Annotated in this window: 16 protein-coding genes; 8 read left to right on the top strand and 8 right to left on the bottom strand. The window is 61.5% G+C overall.

Annotation, left to right across the window (positions count from 1 at the left end; genetic code table 11):
* Positions 1-9 precede the first annotated feature (9 nt).
* The 3 genes from BM416_RS10960 to BM416_RS10950 all read left to right on the top strand — a co-directional run bounded on the left by BM416_RS10960 (position 10) and on the right by BM416_RS10950 (position 3,815).
* Complete coding sequence (locus BM416_RS10960; RefSeq protein ID WP_027608026.1) at positions 10-888, top strand: endonuclease/exonuclease/phosphatase family protein; 879 nt, start codon at positions 10-12, stop codon at positions 886-888.
* Entirely contained in the window at positions 885-2,951 is a 2,067-nt protein-coding gene (locus BM416_RS10955; RefSeq protein WP_092488096.1) for a GGDEF domain-containing protein, read from the top strand. Before BM416_RS10960 ends, BM416_RS10955 begins: the two co-directional genes overlap by 4 nt.
* Positions 2,952-3,038: 87 nt before the next feature.
* Positions 3,039-3,815, top strand: coding sequence for an N-acetylmuramoyl-L-alanine amidase (locus BM416_RS10950; RefSeq protein WP_027608024.1), 777 nt, complete (start codon positions 3,039-3,041; stop codon positions 3,813-3,815).
* Between the two features lie 8 nt (positions 3,816-3,823).
* Here the strand turns inward: BM416_RS10950 and BM416_RS10945 are convergent, their stop codons facing one another.
* Positions 3,824-5,611 (bottom strand): KinB sensor domain-containing domain, encoded by a 1,788-nt coding sequence (locus BM416_RS10945; protein WP_092488095.1) that lies wholly within the window; start codon positions 5,609-5,611, stop codon positions 3,824-3,826.
* Positions 5,612-5,621: 10 nt separating this feature from the next.
* Positions 5,622-6,968 (bottom strand): sigma-54-dependent response regulator transcription factor AlgB, encoded by a 1,347-nt coding sequence (gene algB, locus BM416_RS10940; RefSeq protein ID WP_092488094.1) that lies wholly within the window; start codon positions 6,966-6,968, stop codon positions 5,622-5,624.
* 378 nt (positions 6,969-7,346) lie between these two features.
* On the opposite strand from algB, the gene BM416_RS10935 reads away from it, so the two are divergent.
* From BM416_RS10935 to BM416_RS10915, 5 genes are all read left to right on the top strand, one after another.
* Positions 7,347-7,631, top strand: a complete 285-nt coding sequence (locus BM416_RS10935) for a hypothetical protein (RefSeq protein ID WP_092488093.1) — start codon at positions 7,347-7,349, stop codon at positions 7,629-7,631.
* An 82-nt stretch (positions 7,632-7,713) separates the two neighbouring features.
* Positions 7,714-7,878, top strand: coding sequence for a DUF1328 domain-containing protein (locus tag BM416_RS10930; protein ID WP_003170804.1), 165 nt, complete (start codon positions 7,714-7,716; stop codon positions 7,876-7,878).
* Between the two features lie 2 nt (positions 7,879-7,880).
* Complete coding sequence (locus BM416_RS10925; protein WP_027608020.1) at positions 7,881-8,348, top strand: inhibitor of vertebrate lysozyme family protein; 468 nt, start codon at positions 7,881-7,883, stop codon at positions 8,346-8,348.
* 727 nt (positions 8,349-9,075) lie between these two features.
* Entirely contained in the window at positions 9,076-10,407 is a 1,332-nt protein-coding gene (gltP, locus tag BM416_RS10920) for a glutamate/aspartate:proton symporter GltP (RefSeq protein WP_092488092.1), read from the top strand.
* Positions 10,408-10,505: 98 nt separating this feature from the next.
* A complete protein-coding gene (locus tag BM416_RS10915; protein WP_027608018.1) occupies positions 10,506-11,735 on the top strand; it encodes a nucleoside recognition domain-containing protein in 1,230 nt (409 codons plus the stop codon).
* Between the two features lie 88 nt (positions 11,736-11,823).
* On the opposite strand, the gene BM416_RS10910 is transcribed toward BM416_RS10915, so the two are convergent.
* The 6 genes from BM416_RS10910 to BM416_RS10885 all read right to left on the bottom strand — a co-directional run bounded on the left by BM416_RS10910 (position 11,824) and on the right by BM416_RS10885 (position 17,861).
* Complete coding sequence (locus BM416_RS10910) at positions 11,824-12,435, bottom strand: ABC-type transport auxiliary lipoprotein family protein (protein ID WP_092488091.1); 612 nt, start codon at positions 12,433-12,435, stop codon at positions 11,824-11,826.
* Positions 12,432-13,370 (bottom strand): MlaD family protein, encoded by a 939-nt coding sequence (locus tag BM416_RS10905; protein ID WP_027608016.1) that lies wholly within the window; start codon positions 13,368-13,370, stop codon positions 12,432-12,434. Before BM416_RS10905 ends, BM416_RS10910 begins: the two co-directional genes overlap by 4 nt.
* Before the next feature lies 1 nt (position 13,371).
* Positions 13,372-14,175 carry an ABC transporter ATP-binding protein gene (locus tag BM416_RS10900; RefSeq protein WP_065937854.1) on the bottom strand — a complete coding sequence of 268 codons (804 nt, stop codon included), beginning with the start codon at positions 14,173-14,175 and terminating at the stop codon, positions 13,372-13,374.
* Positions 14,172-15,320 (bottom strand): ABC transporter permease, encoded by a 1,149-nt coding sequence (locus BM416_RS10895; RefSeq protein ID WP_027608014.1) that lies wholly within the window; start codon positions 15,318-15,320, stop codon positions 14,172-14,174. The genes BM416_RS10900 and BM416_RS10895 overlap by 4 nt, the downstream gene beginning before the upstream one ends.
* A 54-nt stretch (positions 15,321-15,374) precedes the next feature.
* Positions 15,375-16,406, bottom strand: coding sequence for a DUF5924 family protein (locus BM416_RS10890; RefSeq protein WP_092488089.1), 1,032 nt, complete (start codon positions 16,404-16,406; stop codon positions 15,375-15,377).
* 72 nt (positions 16,407-16,478) lie between these two features.
* Positions 16,479-17,861 carry a M16 family metallopeptidase gene (locus BM416_RS10885; RefSeq protein ID WP_092488087.1) on the bottom strand — a complete coding sequence of 461 codons (1,383 nt, stop codon included), beginning with the start codon at positions 17,859-17,861 and terminating at the stop codon, positions 16,479-16,481.

Raw genomic sequence — 17,861 nt, 5'->3', positions numbered from 1 at the left:
GGGCTCCTCATGCGCCGCTGGGGTACTGAACGTGTGGTTGGCCTGCGTGAACCGCAGGTCAACGAACATCACCTGGAGTCCACAGGTTTGCCGGCAGACAACCGCCTGCGCCTGCTCAGCTTCAATATCCAGGTGGGCAACAGCACCGAGAAGTACCGGCACTACCTCACCCGTGGCTGGCAGCATTTGCTGCCCCACAACGGCCGGGCCGGTAACCTGCAGAAGATCGGCGACCTGTTGAATGATTTCGACCTGGTCGCCCTGCAGGAGGCCGACGGCGGCAGCATGCGTTCCGGCTATATCAATCAGGTCGAACACCTGGCGCACCTCGGGGCCTTCCCCTACTGGTATCAGCAGCTCAATCGCAACCTCGGGCGTCTGGCGCAGCACAGTAATGGTGTGCTCAGCCGTTTGAAGCCCACCTCCATCGAAGATCACCCATTGCCGGGCCCCAAGGGGCGCGGGGCGATTCTCGTGCGTTTTGGCGAAGGGCCTGAGGCCTTGGTGGTGGTGATGATGCACCTGGCGCTCGGGGGGCGTACGCGCAACCTGCAGTTGGCCTACGTGCGCGACCTGATTGGCAACTACAAGCATCAGGTGTTGATGGGTGACATGAACACCCATGCGAACGACCTCCTGCTGAATTCCCCGTTGCGTGACCTCGGGCTACTGGCGCCGCAAGTCGAAGCCACGTTCCCCAGCTGGCGCCCGCAACGCTGTCTTGACCATATCCTGCTCAGCCCGACCCTCACACTCGAGAGTGTGCAGGTATTGGCGCAGCCCATCTCCGATCACCTGCCGGTCGCGGTAGAGATTCGTCTGCCGGGTTCGCTCACGGCTGATGCATTGCCCGCGTTGAGCCCCGGCCCTCGCGGACCCCTTGCATGAGCGACGACGCCCAGCGCTGGAAAGAGAAATACCTGTTAAGCATCGAGCAACAAGAAAAGCTCGAACGCCGTTGGACTGCTCGCCTCGACCTGCTGCGTCGTGGGCTGGTGCGCAGCACACTGGCGGCGGAAGGCACCGACCGCGCGGTTGACCAATGCATGAAGGAAATGCGCGACGTCGTGCGTACCGACGATATGGATGCCGCCCTCGCCGCTTTGCTGCCGCGCCTGGAGAAGGCGGTACTGGATTCGGAGCAACGCCGCGAAACCCGGATCGACCAGATGAGCACCGCACTGACCTCCCTGGTCACGCAGTTGCAAAAGCTGCCGCTGCCCCGTGAGGTCGCCCGTCCGCTGAAAGCCTTCGCCAAGCAGTTGGATGGCCGCGTCAGCCAGGCGCGTGAGATTCCCTTGTTGCTCAGCGAGTTGAGCAGCCTGCAAGGGCAGGCGCTGGATAATCTGGAGCCGGACGGTGAAACCGTGCGTCCCGGGCCGGGTTTGTTGCAACGCCTGTTTGGTGCCAAGGACGCTTCGAGCGAGGCGCCGGCCAGCGAGCCCATCCCCAGTCCGCCGCCGGCCCCTGTTGCCTCCAAGCCCGCCGCCGAGCCCCAGGAGCCCGAACAGTCCGACGAGTTGACGCACGCGTTGCGAGCCTTTGCGCCGCCGTCTCAGGCGCCGCTTGCCGCGCAGCCTGAAGCCACAGCGCCCGCCAAGGCTGCCGATGTCGCCAGTGAAAAGTTTGTGTACGAGGCGCCTGTTCAAAGGGCCGCAGTGGCTGCGCCTGTCGACGCTTCTCCAGCACCTGTCGAGCCCGGGGAGCCCGAGCCACAGTTGCAAGAGCCCAGCACCGAGAGTGCTCTCGCCGCTTTTATCGAAGCGCCGCAGGTTGCCGTCGAGGCGCCGCAGGAGACGGTGATCGGCAGCCTCTCGTTCCCTCCGGTTCTTGACGTCGAAGAACCGGACCCCGATGAACTTCAATCGGATGGCCTCTACTCCCTGCCGGATTCACCGGAGCCATCGTATAGCTCCGTGGCCAAGCACATCGAAGACACCCTGATCGGCCTGCTGGAGGAGCTGGCCCTCCCCGAGCGCCATCGGCCCCAGGCCGAAGCCATGCGTGAGCGCTTGGCCCACGGCTTGAATTGGTACGAATTGCTGCCGATCCTCGATGACCTGGCGGTGCTGATGCTGGCGATCACCGACAGCGGCCAGCACGAGTTTGAGGCTTACCTCAAACAGCTCAACGAACGCCTTGAAGCCTTCCAGGGCCATCTGCAGGTGGCCAGCGACGGCCATGCCGACAGCCGCTCCGCTGCCAGGGAGTTGGACACGCAGATTCGCGAACAGGTCGACGGCCTGCAAAGCAGTGTCCAGGAAGCCGCGGACCTGGACAGCCTCAAGCAGGTGCTCGAAAGCCATCTGGAGGGTTTGCTCGGGACCATGGACGAGCACCAGCAACAACGTGATCAGCGCGAGCAGGAAGTGGCGGCGCGCCTGAAAGGCCTGGCCGAGCGGGTCGCCAATATGGAGCAGGAAGCCCAGGGTTACCGTGAGCACCTGGAGGTGCAACGCCAGAAGGCCCTGGTCGATCCGCTCACCGGTTTGCCTAACCGTGCGGCCTGGAGCGAGCGTCTGGACCATGAGGTCAATGCCTGGCACCAGCGTGGCAATAGCCTGTCGCTGGCGATGTTGGACCTGGATCACTTCAAGCGCATCAACGATGGCTACGGCCATCTGGCGGGTGACAAGGTGCTGAAAATCATCGCCAACGTCCTGCGCAAGCGCCTGCGCCCCAATGACTTTATCGCGCGGTTTGGCGGTGAGGAGTTTGTGTTGCTGATGCCTGACTCGTCCCTGTCGGATGCCCTGGCAGTGGGGGAAGTACTGCGTGCCGCGATTGCCGCCTGCCCGTTCCACTTCAAAGGCGAGCCGGTGACGATTACCGTGTCCATGGGCGTGGCGCAACTGCAGCCGAGTGAGCGCAGCGAGCTGGCACTCAAGCGGGCCGACGAGGCGTTGTATCGAGCCAAGGCGGCTGGGCGTAATCAGGTGCAGGCGGCGTAAAAGGCGTTCCATCGTGTAATTTGACCGCTGGCCACAAACGGTACGTTACACTGTTGCATTATCGTCTTCAGCGTACTGTCTTCCGCCATGAAATCCTTGTACTTCGCCTGTGTATTTCTTCTGCTCGCCGGTTGCGCCAGTGGTCCGCGCCTGGACACCCGCCACCCTTCGGCGAACCACGACAATCGCGTACAGTTCGTGGTCGTGCACTACACCTCCACCAATCTTGAGCGTTCCCTCGCCCTGCTGACCCACGGCCAGGTCAGCGCTCATTACCTGATCGGTGACGACGCCGGCGCCACCATCTACAAGCTGGTGGATGAGAGCCAACGTGCATGGCATGCGGGAGAAAGCGAGTGGATGGGGCGTACCTGGCTCAACTCCAGCTCCATCGGCATCGAGATCGTAAACCCTGGCTACAAGGACACCCCCACAGGCCGCTTGTGGTACCCCTACTCCGAGGCCCAGGTGAAATCGCTGGTGGTGCTGCTCAAGGACATCAGCAAGCGCAATGGCATCGATCCCAGGAACATCATCGGCCATAGCGATATCGCACCCCTGCGCAAGCTCGATCCGGGGCCGCTGTTCCCCTGGAAGCGCCTGGCCGATGAAGGCCTGAGTGTGTGGCCGGATGCCCAGGCTGTCGCCCGTTTCCAGGTGCAGTACGCCGCTGAATTGCCGAGCATCACCTGGTTCCAGGAAGAATTGGCGCTCCTCGGTTACCCGACACCCCAGACGGGTGAGTTGGATGTCGCCACGCGCCATGTGATCGCGGCGTTCCAGATGCGCTTCCGGCCATCCCGGTTCGATGGCGTGCCGGATGCCGAAAGTGCTGCCATCCTGCGTGCCCTGAACCGGCGCTAAGCTGGCGCCTACAAGGGCAGCGCCATATAGAACTGGGTGCCCTGCCCCGGCCGCGAATAAACCCCCATGCGGCCGCCGTGCAATTGCACGATCTCCTTGCACAGCGCCAGCCCCAGGCCGGCGCCGCCCTTCTTGCGCCCAACCTGGACAAAGGGTTCGAAGATGCGCCCTTGCTGGCCATAAGCGATACCTTCGCCGTTGTCTTCGACGCTGATAATCACCCGCTCGCCATGACGTCGCGCCTGCAGGCGAATTTGCCCACCGTCGGCGGTATGACGCAGGGCATTGCCCAGCAGGTTGTCGAGCACCCGTTCCAATTGCGCCTGGTCGGCATACAGCCGTGGCAGATCGGATTGCACTTCTACCAGCAGTTCGATGTGTTGCGCATTGGCGGGCTCCGCAAAGCGCGCGCGGGCGTGTTCGAGCAGATCGGTCACGTCGCAGGGGCCCAAGGTGAGTTTCTGCAGGCCATTCTGGTAGCGCGAGAAATTGAGCAGGTCGTTGATCAACTGCATCAGGCGCTGCATTTCTTCATTGACCGTATCCAGCAGGTCCGCTTCACGGGATTCCGGCGGGAACTTCGCGCGTTCACGGAACAGGCCGAACGCCATATGCATGCCGGTCACCGGCGTGCGCAGTTCATGGGAGGCGCGCAAGACGAATTCGCTGCGTACCCGTTCGAAGGCGCGCTGTTCGGTGACGTCGTGCAGCACCATCACCGCCCCAAGGATATGTCCCTGGGTATGGCTGACGGGGGTGAGGCTGTAGGTCAGCAGGCGCAGTTCGCCCTCGACTTCGACTTCCAGATCCTCCGGCGCGCGCTCCAGATTGCCGCCGCGCAACACCAGTTGCAGTTGTTCATCCAACTCCGGGCGCACCAGGGCTTCGCCAAGGCCTTGGCCGAGGCGTTCCTCGTCCCAGCCCAACTGGCGCTGTGCAACCGGATTGAGATGCTCCAGGCGGCCTTGGCGGTCAATCATCAGCAGGCCGTCGTCGATGCTGTCGAGCACGGCTTGCAGGCGCTGCTGGCCGGCCAGCAACTCGTCAACATTAGTCGCCTGATGCTCGCGCACCGCCTCGGCCATAAGGCCGAAGCGGCGGGTCAACAGGTTCATTTCCGCTGCCGAAGAGATCGGTAGCGTCACTTCAAAATCGCCCTGGCCGATCTTGTCCGCTGCTTTTGCCAGCGCTTCGATCGGGCCGCCAAATCGCCGGGCGATGCCATGGGCCGTGACAAATCCGATGATCAGCACTGCAAGGCCCACCAACCCCAGCAAACCGGCGATCAGCAAGGCGCGTGCGCGGGATTTATGCTCGCTGGCGCTGATGTTTTCCAGGGCCTGTTTATGTTCGGCAATCAGCCCGTTGCGCAGCACATTGAAGGTTTCGGTGAGTTTTTCCTTGCTGCCCGGTGGTGGCGACGCCTGCTGGGATTGCTCGAAGGCGTCCAGCAGGTCCTGGTATTGGGCTCGCGCCTGGCTGAAACCGTGGTTATGGCCGTCGCGTTGCTCATGGGCGATGCCTTGGTCCAGCAGGTCGAAGTAATGCTGCTTGGAGCTTTGCAATGCCTGCGGATCGGGGCGATGTTCCAGCATCATGATCAATTGGTCGCCCAGGCTTTGGCGCAGTTTGAGCCCCAGGTCCAGCGTGACGAAGTTGCTGCGAATCAGGGACTCCTGGGTCTTGGCCATTTGCATGACGCTGACCAGACCCAGGATCAGACCCAGCAGGGCGACGGTGATCAGCGCTGAGATACTCAGGAACAATCGAGTGCGCAGTTTCATCGCTAGCTTCATAGGGTGCAGCTCACAGGTTGTACTGTTTGCGTTTGCGGTACAGGGTCGACGCGTCGATGCCGAGGGTGCGGGCGGCCTGGTCCAGGGTATCGCTGGTGGCCAGTACGGCGCCGATATGGGCTTTTTCCAGCTCGTCCAGGCTCAGCGCCGCGCCAATGCGTGGGGCGTTATTGGTCGGTTGCTCGGCCATGCCGAGGTGGATGATTTCGACCTTTTCCTGTGGGCAGATGATGCTGGCGCGTTCCACCACGTTGCGCAGTTCGCGGATATTGCCTGGCCAGCGATAGTTGAGCAGCGCTTCGCGCGCCTGATCACTGAATCCTCGCGCCGGGCGGGCGTATTCCTTGACGAAGCGCGCCAGGAAACGGTCTGCCAGGGTGAGGATGTCTTCACTGCGCTCGCGCAGCGGTGGCAGGTGCAAGGTGATGACGTTGAGGCGATACAGCAAATCTTCACGGAAGCGGCCGTCGCGCACCATGTCTTCCAGGTTCAGGTTGGTGGCGGCCAGGATGCGCACATCGGCGCGACGGGTGACCGGGTCGCCCACGCGCTCATACTCCTTGTCCTGGATAAATCGCAGCAACTTGGGTTGCAGAGTGAGGGGAAAGTCGCCGATCTCGTCGAGAAACAGAGTACCGCCGTCCGCCTGGTTGACCCGGCCCAACGTGCTCTCACTGGCGCCGGTAAAGGCGCCACGGCTATGGCCGAACAGCTCGCTTTCCATCAGTTCTGCCGTCAGCGACGGACAATTGATAGTCACGCAGGATTTCTTCGAGCGCTTGCTCCAGCCGTGTATGGCCCGGGCCAATTCGCCTTTACCCGTGCCTGATTCGCCGAGGATCAGGATGTTGGCATCGGTGCCTGCCACCTGGCGTGCGGTTTCCAGCACAACCATCATTGACGGGCTGTGGGAGTCGAGGCCGTCTTTCTGCTGGCGTACGGCGCCTTCCAATGCTTCCAGGCGCGCGGAAAGTTGGCGTACTTCCAGCTGCTTGGCGGTGGCCAGGCGAAGTTGGTCGGGGCTGCAAGGCTTGACCAGGTAATCGGCGGCACCGGCCTGGATCGCGTCCACGGCGGTATCCACGGCGGAATGGGCGGTCACGATCACCACGCGCATCCACGGTGCCTGGATACGCATCTGGGCCAATACCACCAGGCCATCGTCCTCACCCAGGCGCAGGTCCAGGAAGCACAGGTCGAACACCTGGCGTTGCATCAGGGCATCGGCCTGGGCGGCGCTGTTGGCGGTGGCGACGGTGTAGCCTTCATCTTCCAGGCAATAACGGAAGGTGCGGAGGATCGCGGACTCGTCATCCACTAAAAGAATGCGGCCTTGAAGTTCCTTGGCTGATTCCATCTGTCCCGCGCTCCTTAACTATATAAATGATGGTGTTTAGTCCCGGAATAATCGGGCAAGTTGCATGGTTTATTCTGATCGATAAAAGGCGATGTCGTGCAGCTATCTGCGCTGCTTCCTACGAAGTCCCGCCTGATAGCGTTTTCATGCTGTCTTCCCTTTCGGCAACTCCCTCTGTGCTTTCTATCCCTTCATCCGACCACTGACCATCGTGCATTTCGCACGGCGTAGTGGGGGGCATCGTGCAGGATGCTGGGCGATTGACCTAATGCATATATTTAACTCATTGATTTAATTGGATTTTATTTTATAAAAAAGCTGGCATGCGCTCTGCAATAGCTATCCCAACGAATAATCAGAATGCGGGAGAAATGCAGCATGACTCGCCAAAGCCTCAGCCAACTGCGTGTATCGCCACTGCGCTTGCAACAAGGGCTGTTTGCCAGCCTGGCCCTGATGGTCACGCTGATTGCAGGCCAGCAGTTGCAGCAATGGCAGCAGAGTCCGCAGCAAGTCCCGTCGTTCGACCGTCCGGTAACGACCCAGACCCATTTCAGTTCCATTGGCACCCGTAGCGCCGATGTAACCGCCCCGCAATTGCGTGTGGCCGACCAGGATTCCACCCTGGGCGAGCTGCCGACTCAAGAGCGTTGGGTGTTTTAAGCAAGAACGTCGGTCGCTTGATGTCGAGCGCCCGTCCGGCACTACCGCTGTTACCTCTTAAAGAAGCGTAAGGAGAATCACCATGTTGAGTTGGGCAATCACATTTCTGATCATCGCCATTGTGGCTGCAGTCCTGGGCTTCGGTGGTATCGCGGGCACCGCCACGGGTATCGCCAAGATTCTCTTTGTCGTCTTCCTGGTGATGTTCATTGCTTCGTTCTTCTTTGGTCGTCGCGGCCGAGGCTGAATATGACCACTTTGTCCCTCAAAGCCATTGCTGCCGCCCTGCTCTTGGGCGGCAGCGGCTTGGCGATGGCCGCCAACGACGGCCAATCCCGAGCCAACGAATTGCTCAGTGCGGATCCGCAATACCGCGAGACCTGGCAAGGCGTGGTGAAGAAAGAAGAGCGCCTGCCGGAATGGGTGATGAACCTGTCGGGCACGGCCGAGCAAATGAATGCCGTGGAAGAAGATGGCGACAAGTACCTGGTGGGGCCGCTCTGCGAAACTGCGGATACATGCCTTCAAAAGCGCCTGATCGTCGCCTTCAGCCTCGACAAGGAAGATGCCTACGCCATGTTGGTGGAAGTCCCGGCCGGTTTGCCGGCGGACAAGTCCCCGACGCGGCACGCCGATTACCGGTTTATCGGTAAGCCGGACGAAGGCATGCAAAAGCTGCTCATGGAGCAGCTGAAGAAAGATCCGAATTGGTACTAGGTTGCGTCTGACGCGTCTGTCGTCTGCGCAATCAGCGTCCATGGAAAGAAGCCCCGCGCTTCTTTCTGTCTGCATTGCCCGCCAAGGGTGATGCATGACCAGGGGGCCGGGTTGCTCTGATCAATCGGGATCGGCGTGACCTACGGGCACAGGGAGTGCCTGCGCAAGGGCCGGGTCAGGCGAAAAGCTGCGACGCAGGTTCACAAGCCCACGGCTTGCTGAACTTGCGGCGGGCTTGTGACTCTTATTCCCGCCTCATATGCCGCCCATAGCCGCAAATCCTGATTTTGCTTTCGACCAACCATTTCTGAGTGTGTCGGGGCGACCATCTATCGAGAAAGTTTTGCGCGCGCCATAGGACGTTTCCGACGCTCGACGGCAGAGTTCTCGGGCATTTCTGCCAACCTCTCCAAGACGACCAGAATCTCTGCGCGAGCCTGAATTGGCCGGTTCACGGCATATTCACCGGACAAAATGTCACATTTGAACTGACCGTTCGGACAGTTATTATGAAAAAAAGTCATGCCGATTTGGCATGGGGTAGGCGTTTACGGCATTAGACGTCGTCCCCTTGCATGGGAATAGTTGCGCCTTTTTTCGCCTGCCAGTAAGCCATTTCGGCCATGCTGCGGTGACCTTCCATGGAGGCAGATGCACACACTTTTTCGCTCTCGAGCGTTGCAGCTGGCGCATTTGCCTTAAGTTCACTTGAAGTAAGGGTAATGACATGAAGAAGGCAAAGCTAAGCCTCGCCTGGCAGATCCTCATCGGTTTGGTGCTAGGGATTGCAATCGGCGCAGTGCTCAACCATTTCAGTGCTGAAAAGGCCTGGTGGATCAGCAATGTGTTGCAGCCAGCGGGCGATATCTTTATCCGCCTGATCAAGATGATCGTGATCCCGATTGTGATTTCCTCGTTGATCGTCGGCATTGCCGGTGTCGGTGACGCGAAAAAGCTCGGGCGCATCGGCGTCAAAACCATCCTTTACTTCGAAGTGGTCACCACCATCGCCATCGTGGTCGGCCTGCTGCTGGCCAATCTGTTCCACCCGGGCGCAGGTATCGACATGAGTACCCTGGGTACCGTCGATATTTCCAAGTACCAGGCGACCGCCGCCGAGGTGCAGCATGAGCATGCGTTCATCCAGACCATCCTCAACCTGATCCCGTCTAACATCTTCGCCGCTGTAGCCCGTGGCGAGATGCTGCCGATCATCTTCTTCTCCGTGCTGTTCGGCCTGGGCCTGTCGAGCCTCAAGCCGGATCTGCGCGAGCCGCTGGTGACCATGTTCCAGGGCGTGTCCGAGAGCATGTTCAAAGTCACCCACATGATCATGAAGTACGCCCCCATCGGCGTATTCGCGCTGATCGCGGTGACGGTGGCGAACTTCGGCTTCGCTTCGTTGCTGCCATTGGCCAAGCTGGTGATCCTGGTTTACGTCGCCATCCTGTTCTTCGCCTTTGCGGTGCTGGGCCTGATCGCCCGCCTGTTTGGCTTCTCGATCCTGAAAGTGATGCGCATCTTCAAGGACGAGTTGGTGCTGGCCTACTCCACCGCCAGTTCCGAAACCGTGCTGCCGCGTGTGATCGAGAAAATGGAAGCCTACGGCGCGCCGAAGGCCATCTGCAGCTTCGTGGTACCGACCGGCTACTCGTTCAATCTCGACGGTTCGACCCTTTACCAGAGCATCGCGGCGATCTTTATCGCCCAGCTGTATGGCATCGACTTGTCGATCGGCCAGCAACTGATGCTGGTCCTGACCCTGATGGTCACCTCCAAAGGCATCGCGGGGGTACCGGGCGTATCCTTCGTGGTGCTGCTGGCCACCCTGGGGAGCGTGGGCATCCCATTGGAAGGCCTGGCGTTCATCGCCGGTGTCGACCGCATCATGGATATGGCCCGCACCGCCCTGAACGTGATCGGCAACGCCCTGGCCGTGCTGGTCATCTCCCGTTGGGAAGGCATGTACGACGACGCCAAGGGCGAGCGCTACTGGAACTCCCTGCCGCACTGGCGCAGCAAGGAAGCGCTGCCGGCCGGCGAGATCACTCGCGGCTGATCGTACGATTGCGCTGACACAAACCTCGGATAATTCCGGGGTTTGTCGTTTCTGCCAGCCCCGCTATCATTCGCCCCATCTTTCGGGGGATTCAACTGATGCTCAATGGCCTGTGGCTTGGCTTCTTTGTCGTGGCAATGGTGTCAGCACTGGCGCAATGGCTGGTGGGCGGTAACGCCGGGATTTTCGCGGCGATGGTCGAAAGCATTTTCGCCATGGCCAAATTGTCGGTGGAAGTGATGGTGCTGTTGTTCGGCACCCTGACGTTATGGCTGGGCTTCCTGCGGATCGCCGAAAAAGCCGGGATTGTCGAATGGCTGGCCAAGGCCCTGGGCCCGCTGTTCCTGCGCCTGATGCCGGAAGTGCCGGCCGGTCACCCGGCCATTGGCCTGATCACCCTCAACTTTGCCGCCAATGGCTTGGGCCTGGATAACGCAGCAACACCTATCGGCCTGAAGGCCATGAAGGCGCTGCAAGAGCTCAATCCCATCCCTAACACGGCGACTAACGCGCAGATCCTGTTCCTGGTGCTCAATGCATCCTCCCTGACCCTGTTGCCGGTGACGATCTTCATGTATCGCGCCCAGCAAGGTGCGCCCGATCCGACCCTGGTATTCCTGCCGATCCTGCTGGCCACCAGCGCATCCACATTGGTGGGCCTGCTGTCGGTGGCGGTGATGCAGCGCCTGCGGCTGTGGGACCCGGTGGTGCTGGCCTACCTGGTTCCAGGCGCATTGGTACTGGGTGGGTTCATGGCCCTGCTGGCGACGCTCTCGGCCACCGCATTGGCCGGGTTGTCGTCGATCCTCGGCAACCTCACGTTGTTCGGCCTGATCATGCTGTTCCTGCTGATCGGCGCACTGCGCAAGGTGAAGGTCTACGAAGCATTTGTCGAAGGCGCCAAGGAAGGCTTCGACGTCGCCAAGAACCTGCTGCCGTACCTGGTGGCGATGCTCTGTGCAGTGGGCGTGTTGCGTGCCTCCGGCGCGCTGGACCTGGGCCTCGAAGGCATTCGCCATGTGGTGGCTTGGACGGGCATGGACACGCGCTTTGTCGACGCCTTGCCGACGGCGATGGTCAAGCCCTTCTCCGGCAGCGCGGCCCGGGCGATGTTGATCGAGACCATGCAGACCCAGGGCGTGGACAGCTTCCCGGCGCTGGTGGCGGCGACGATTCAGGGCAGTACGGAAACCACCTTTTATGTGTTGGCGGTGTACTTCGGTTCGGTGGGCATCCAGCGGGCGCGGCATGCCGTAGGCTGCGCGTTGCTGGCTGAGTTCGCCGGTGTGGTGGCGGCGATTGCGGTGTGCTACTGGTTCTTTGGCTGAGGCTTAGATAGCTATCGGGAGCAAGCCCCCTCCCACATTCTGAATGTGTTCACAGATCCAAATGTGGGAGGGGGCCCCGATGAGGCCCTCAGCGTTTCACCGCACCATTGCCCTGCTGAACAACCCACTCCACCACCTGCCTGTTCAACTGATCTCCCGCCAACCCAAACCCGGCCACCACCGCCGGCACTTTGGTGTCAGTCACCGCCTGCTGCACTTCAAACCGCCGGCTGGCAATAATCCGCTGATCACTCCCACGCACCAGGCGTGCGTCGAGGCGTATCACCACCGCTACCGCACTGCCCCGGTACTCGCTCTGAAACGCCTGCAACTGCCCGCCCAATTCATAATCGGCCTGCAGGTTGGTGTCGTCGGTGCTCAACAGCGTCACGCGTCCATCGCGCTGGAACCCGTCCATCAGGCGATTGCGCAGCAGCACGGGCGCCGGGTCGCTCCAGCGTGAGTTCGCATAGCTGCTGATCAAATCGCCATTGGGCACCACGGCGATGCGCGGGCTGTCGAGGAACTCACTGGTCTGCGGCTTGGCCAGGCGCAGCGACCAGTTGACTGGCGCACCTTGGGTCGTGCCCTGGGCCGCAGGCAGTCGGTAGACGTCCGATGGATCCGCCTTGGGCAGGATCGAACAGGCGCTGATCAGCGCCAAGGCCACAGGGGCGATCATTTGGTAAGCACGCTTCATGGCGTGAACTCCTTGTTCTTGTCGCTGCCCAGCAGGTAGCCGCTGGGGTTGGCTTCCAGGCGGCGGGAGATGGCGCGCAGTGAACCGAGGGTTTCGCGCAGTTCACGCACGGCCGGCGCCAGTTCGTTGAGGCCCTGCATGCCGCTGTTCACCGAGTCCTTGTTGTTGGTCAGCAAGGTATTGATGGTGGCGGTGCTTTGCTCAAGGGATTTCATCGCCTGTTCGGCGCTGCCGAAGACCTGCTTGCCTTGATCACTGAGCAGGCCATTGGCGTTGCGCATCAGTGCCGTGGTCTGCTCCAGGGCGGCCCCGGCCTGCTTGCTCACCTGCATCAATTGCTGCATCACCACCTTGATATCCCCACGCTGATCGGCAATCGCGCCGGTGGTCTGTTCCAGATGGTCCAGGGTGTTGCTGAGGCGCTCGACATTCTGCGCGGAGAACATGTCGTTGGCGTTGTGCAGCAGCAGGTTGATGCTGGTCATCAGGTCGTTGCTGTTATTGAGTAATCGCGCGATCGGCGATGGCGAGGCGATGATCTCCGGCAGGTTGCCGTCCTTGCCCTTGAGCTCCGGGCTTTGCGGCGTGCCGCCGCTGAGTTGGATGATCGAGGTGCCGGTGATGCCGGTCAGCGCGAGTTTGGCCTGGGTGTCTTCCTTGATCGGCGTCTGGCCGGCCAGGCGAATGCGCGCGAGTACGCGGCGCGGATCCTTGGGATCCAGGCGCAGGCTGATGACATCGCCGACCTTGATCCCGCTGTATTGCACCGAGCTGCCCTGGGACAGACCGCTGACCGCTTCGTTGAAGATCACTTCGTAATCCTGGAAGGCGCTGTCGACGCTGGATTTGGCCAGCCACAGGCCAAACAGCATCGCGCCGACCACCACGATCACGCTGAACAGACCGATCATCACATGATGGGCTCGGGTTTCCATGTCATACCTCGTTGAGCGGTTGAGCGGCATCCAAAGCCGCGCGGCCACGGGGGCCGTGGAAATATTCGTGAATCCAGGCGTCGTCCGTTTCCGAGACGATATCGATGGCATCGGCCACCAGCACCTTCTTCTGCGCTAGCACCGCCACGCGGTCGGTGATGGTGTAGAGCGTGTCCAGATCATGGGTGACCAGGAACACGCTCAGGCCCAGCGCATCACGCAGGGTCAGGATCAGTTGGTCGAATTGCGCCGCCCCAATCGGGTCGAGGCCGGCGGTGGGTTCGTCGAGGAACAGGATGTCCGGGTCCAGCGCCAGGGCGCGTGCCAGGGCCGCGCGCTTGATCATGCCGCCGGACAGCGAGGCCGGGTATTTGTCGGCCGCCGACAGCGGCAGTCCGGCCAAGGCCAGCTTGACCGCGGCCAGGTGCTCGGCATCACGGCGGCTGAGCCCGGCATGTTCGATCAGCGGCAGCGCGACGTTCTCGGTCACCGTCAGCGAGGAGAACAGCGCGCCCTTCTGGAACAGTACGCCAAAGCGCCGTTCCACCAGCGAGCGTTCATGTTCCGGCAGGCTCGGCAGGTTCTTACCGAACACCCGCACTTCGCCTTCACTGGGCCGGCGCAGGCCGACGATGCTGCGCAGCAGCACCGATTTACCGCTGCCGGAGCCGCCGACCACCGCAAGGATTTCGCCCTTGTACAGATCCAGGTCGAGATGCTCGTGCACGCGTTGGCTGCCAAAGCGATTGCACAGGCCACGCACTTCAATCACCGCCTCGGTGGGCGCACGGTGCAGACGACTCACCAGCCCATCTCCATGAAGAACAACGCGGCCACCGCATCCAGCACGATCACCACAAAGATCGATTGCACCACGCTGGAGGTGGTGTGGGCGCCGACCGATTCGGCGCTGCCGCTGACCTTGAAGCCTTCCAGGCAGCCGATGGCGGCGATCAGGAAGGCGAAGAACGGGGCTTTTACCATGCCGACCAGGAAGTGCTGCACGCCAATGTCCGATTGCAGCAGCGAGAGGAACATCGCCGGCGAGATGTCCAAGGCCACGGCGCAGACCACGCCGCCGCCGACGATCCCCGCCAGCATCGCCATGAACGTCAGCATCGGCAGTGCCACCAGCAACGCCAGCACGCGCGGCAATACCAGCAACTCCATCGGGTCCAGGCCCAGGGTGCGGATGGCGTCGATTTCTTCATTGGCCTTCATCGAGCCGATTTGCGCGGTAAAGGCGCTGGCGGTGCGACCGGCAATCAGGATGGCGGTGAGCAATACGCCGAATTCCCGTAGGAAAGAGAACGCCACCAGGTCCACGGTAAAGATCGTTGCGCCAAAGCTCTTGAGCACTGTAGCGCCGAGGAACGCCACGACGGCACCCACCAGAAAGGTCAGCAACGCGACGATGGGCGCGGCGTCGAGGCCGACCTGTTCAAGATGGGCGACCATCGGCGTCAGGCGCCAGCGCTTGGGCCGGAAAATGCCCCGGGCGAAGGTTTCGAGGATCAGGCCGATAAAGCCCAGCAGTTGCTTGCTGTCTTGCCAGACCTTGTCCACGGCCGCGCCGATACGCGCCAGCACCTGAATGCCGGTGGCTTCTTCCGGCGCTTTGTCCGGCACGCAAAAATCGTTGAGGGAGCGGTAGACGGTCTTGAGCAGCGCGCGGTCGGCGGCGGACAGGCTGCAGTCGGTCTGCTCGGCGGATTGTTCGATACGGGTGGGCCCCAGCAGCTCCACCAGCAGCGAGGCGCCGGCGGTATCCAGGGCGCCGAGACCATTGAGATCGATGCGCGCACCAGCATCGTATTGGCCGTCGAGCTTGTCCGACAGCTTCTTCAGGTTCGCGTAGTGGGCAAGCGTCCAGTCCCCTGTAATCCGCAGTAACGGGGGAGCGGTGGACGTATCGAGGTGGGCTGTGCCGGCCGTAGTACTACTGGTCATAAGCTCCGAGCTTGTCTGGCTATCCACAATTCCTACGTAATAGCACGATCCTGCCTACTTTGGGTTGTCGGTTTGTGCTGTGTCCGTCACTTTAAAACGCAGCACGCCGATCACCTGGCCGTCCTCCGTCAACACCTGGACTTGCCAGCGCCCTACCGCTTCGGGCGGGAAGTTCTGCTTGTGGGTCCAGGCGCGGTAGCCCTCCTTGCGTCCGCCGTGGATGTCCAGGGCGATGCGGTCGACCTCTTTGCCGTTGAATTTCCACACGTGGTAGATGCGCTCATCCAGGCCGCGCGGCGCGTTGATCGCGGTGTAGGCGTAGAGTCCGGTGCTGCGCAGCTGGCTGGCGTTGACTTCCTTGAGGTCGTCGCCGGGCGTGCGGTCTTGCAACTGGGTACTGATCGCCACTTCTGTCATCCACAACGTGGCCGGCGGCACCCAACTGCGCAGGAACCAGCCCGCGCAGCCAATGATGGCCGTTACCCCCAGCAGCATCGCCCAGCCCTTGAGGCTGCGCAGCGGCAGGCTCACCGCCAGGCTTGGAATCGACAAGGCCATGGCGACGCCGAGGGCGAGCTTGTAACTTTCGGCGGTGGTCAGGTGCAGGATGATCGGCAGCGCAGTGAGCAGCGCGGCGAACAGGGTCAGGGTGTGCAACGCGAGGAACAACGAGCGCTTGGGCGCCAGCCATTTGTAGTACAGCGGGTCGATGATCGAAACCAGCGCGGCTGCGCCGAGCAGGCCAGTGAACACCGATTGGCCGCTGTTCCAGGCGGTGGTGACGAAAAAGAACGGCAGCACGAAGAACAGACTTTCCTGGTGGATCATCTGGGTCGCGTAGCGCAGCAGGGGTTCGGGTATTTCGCGCTTGAAGACTTTGGTGAACAGCTGGGTAAAGCTGTTTTCCAGCATCAGCCACAGCCAGCTCACCAGCATGATCACCGCGATCCAACTGGCCATGCCCTGCTGGCGATCTACCAGGATGAAGCTGCATACACCCGAGATAAAACCGCCGAGTGCAATCACCCCTGGGTAGCGCTTCATCAGTTCGAGGACGCGGGTGATTAAGCGGGTCAGGTTTTGCATTCGGCGGTTCGCAGTCTTTGTAGGAAAAAATCCCAGACAGAATAACGTCTTAGGCCAGGGTTCGGTGCCTCATTACGCGATCCGTTTGCGATAACGGCGCACGCCGATCAACGCAATGGCGATCAGCCCGAGGACGCCGGCGCCGATCCAGTTGAGCATGTCGTAGCTCAGCAGTGGTTTCTCGATGCGCCAGTAACCCGGTTGCTTGAGCAACTCGCGCATGGCCTGGCTGGTCTGCCCGAGGCTCACGGCCTTGATGCGTTTGACCGGGTCGCTGAAGTGGCCGTTGTCGTAATCGCCCGAGGCGCTCCAATAATAGTCGGCCAGCGCGCTGTTGCCCTGCACGGCCCAGGCCTGGCGGGCGATGGCGGCCTGTTTGAGGCGCGCGAATACCGTTGGGTCAAGGCCGTCCTTGAGCAGTTGCGCCTTGAGGTCTTGCAGCACCTGCTCGGCTTCGGGGAGGTTGTCCCGCTCGAGGTCGGCATTCAGGCTGAGGAAGCCAACGCCGCCGAGCACTTCGCGCTCGCTCCAGGGGCCGTAGGACAACCCATGCTTGAGGCGCAGTTGGCGGTACAGCGCCCAGTCCAGGTAATCCTTGAGCAGGTCGTAGGTTTCATCATGCTGGTCGTCCAGCACCGGCTCGGGGAACAGCCAGTGCAGTTTGGCACTGTCGCCCACCCAGCCGTGGATCAGGTCGCGGTGGCTGGCGGCGGCGTGCTGGATCTGCGGCAGCGCCGGGTGCTCACTGGGTTCGATCGGGTCGAGTTGGCCGTAGGTGCGTTCCAGGTAGGCGGGCAGCAGTTTGTCGAGGTCGCCGACGATGATCAGGGTCATGTTGTTGGGGGCGTACCAATTTTTGCGCAGCGTCTCCAGCTGGTCGCGGGTCAGGTGATCGACCTCGGCACGCTCGGCGCATTTGAGCCCCAGCTCGATGGCCAGTTGATTGCTGGCGGTGTGACCCAGGTCCTGGCGGTCGAGCAGGCGTTGCAGGTGGGAGTAATGACCGCCGTCTTCGCGCTCGACTACCTGTTTGGCCGCGTTGATATTGGCGTCGGTCAACTGGGTGCGGGTGATGATCGCCAACAGCAGGTCGAGCACCTTGCGCTGGTTTTGCGCGGGCGCCTCGATCACAAAGGTCGTATCGGCGTTGCTGGTGTAGGCGTTCCACTCGCCACCCAGGGCTTGCATGCGGTCTTCCAGCTCGCCTTCGCCGCCGCCGTCGATACCGCTGAACAGCAAGTGCTCGAGCAGGTGCGGCAGTTCCTTGTCTTCGCAACTGAAGTCGTCCAGGCCGACGCCGACCACCAGGCGAATCGCCACATGGCCGCGCTCGGTGCCCGGTTTAAGCAGCAATTGCAGGCCGTTGGGCAAGGTGTAGCCCTCAACCTGCAAGCGGTCAAAGGCAAAGACGTGGGCAGAACCCATGAGCAGGCAAGCGAACAACAGGCGACGCAT

The sequence above is a fragment of the Pseudomonas sp. NFACC42-2 genome (assembly GCF_900116055.1).
Classification (GTDB): domain Bacteria; phylum Pseudomonadota; class Gammaproteobacteria; order Pseudomonadales; family Pseudomonadaceae; genus Aquipseudomonas; species Aquipseudomonas marginalis.
The sequence above is the reverse complement of the archived record's forward strand: the minus strand, read 5'-3'. Positions and strand labels throughout refer to the sequence as shown.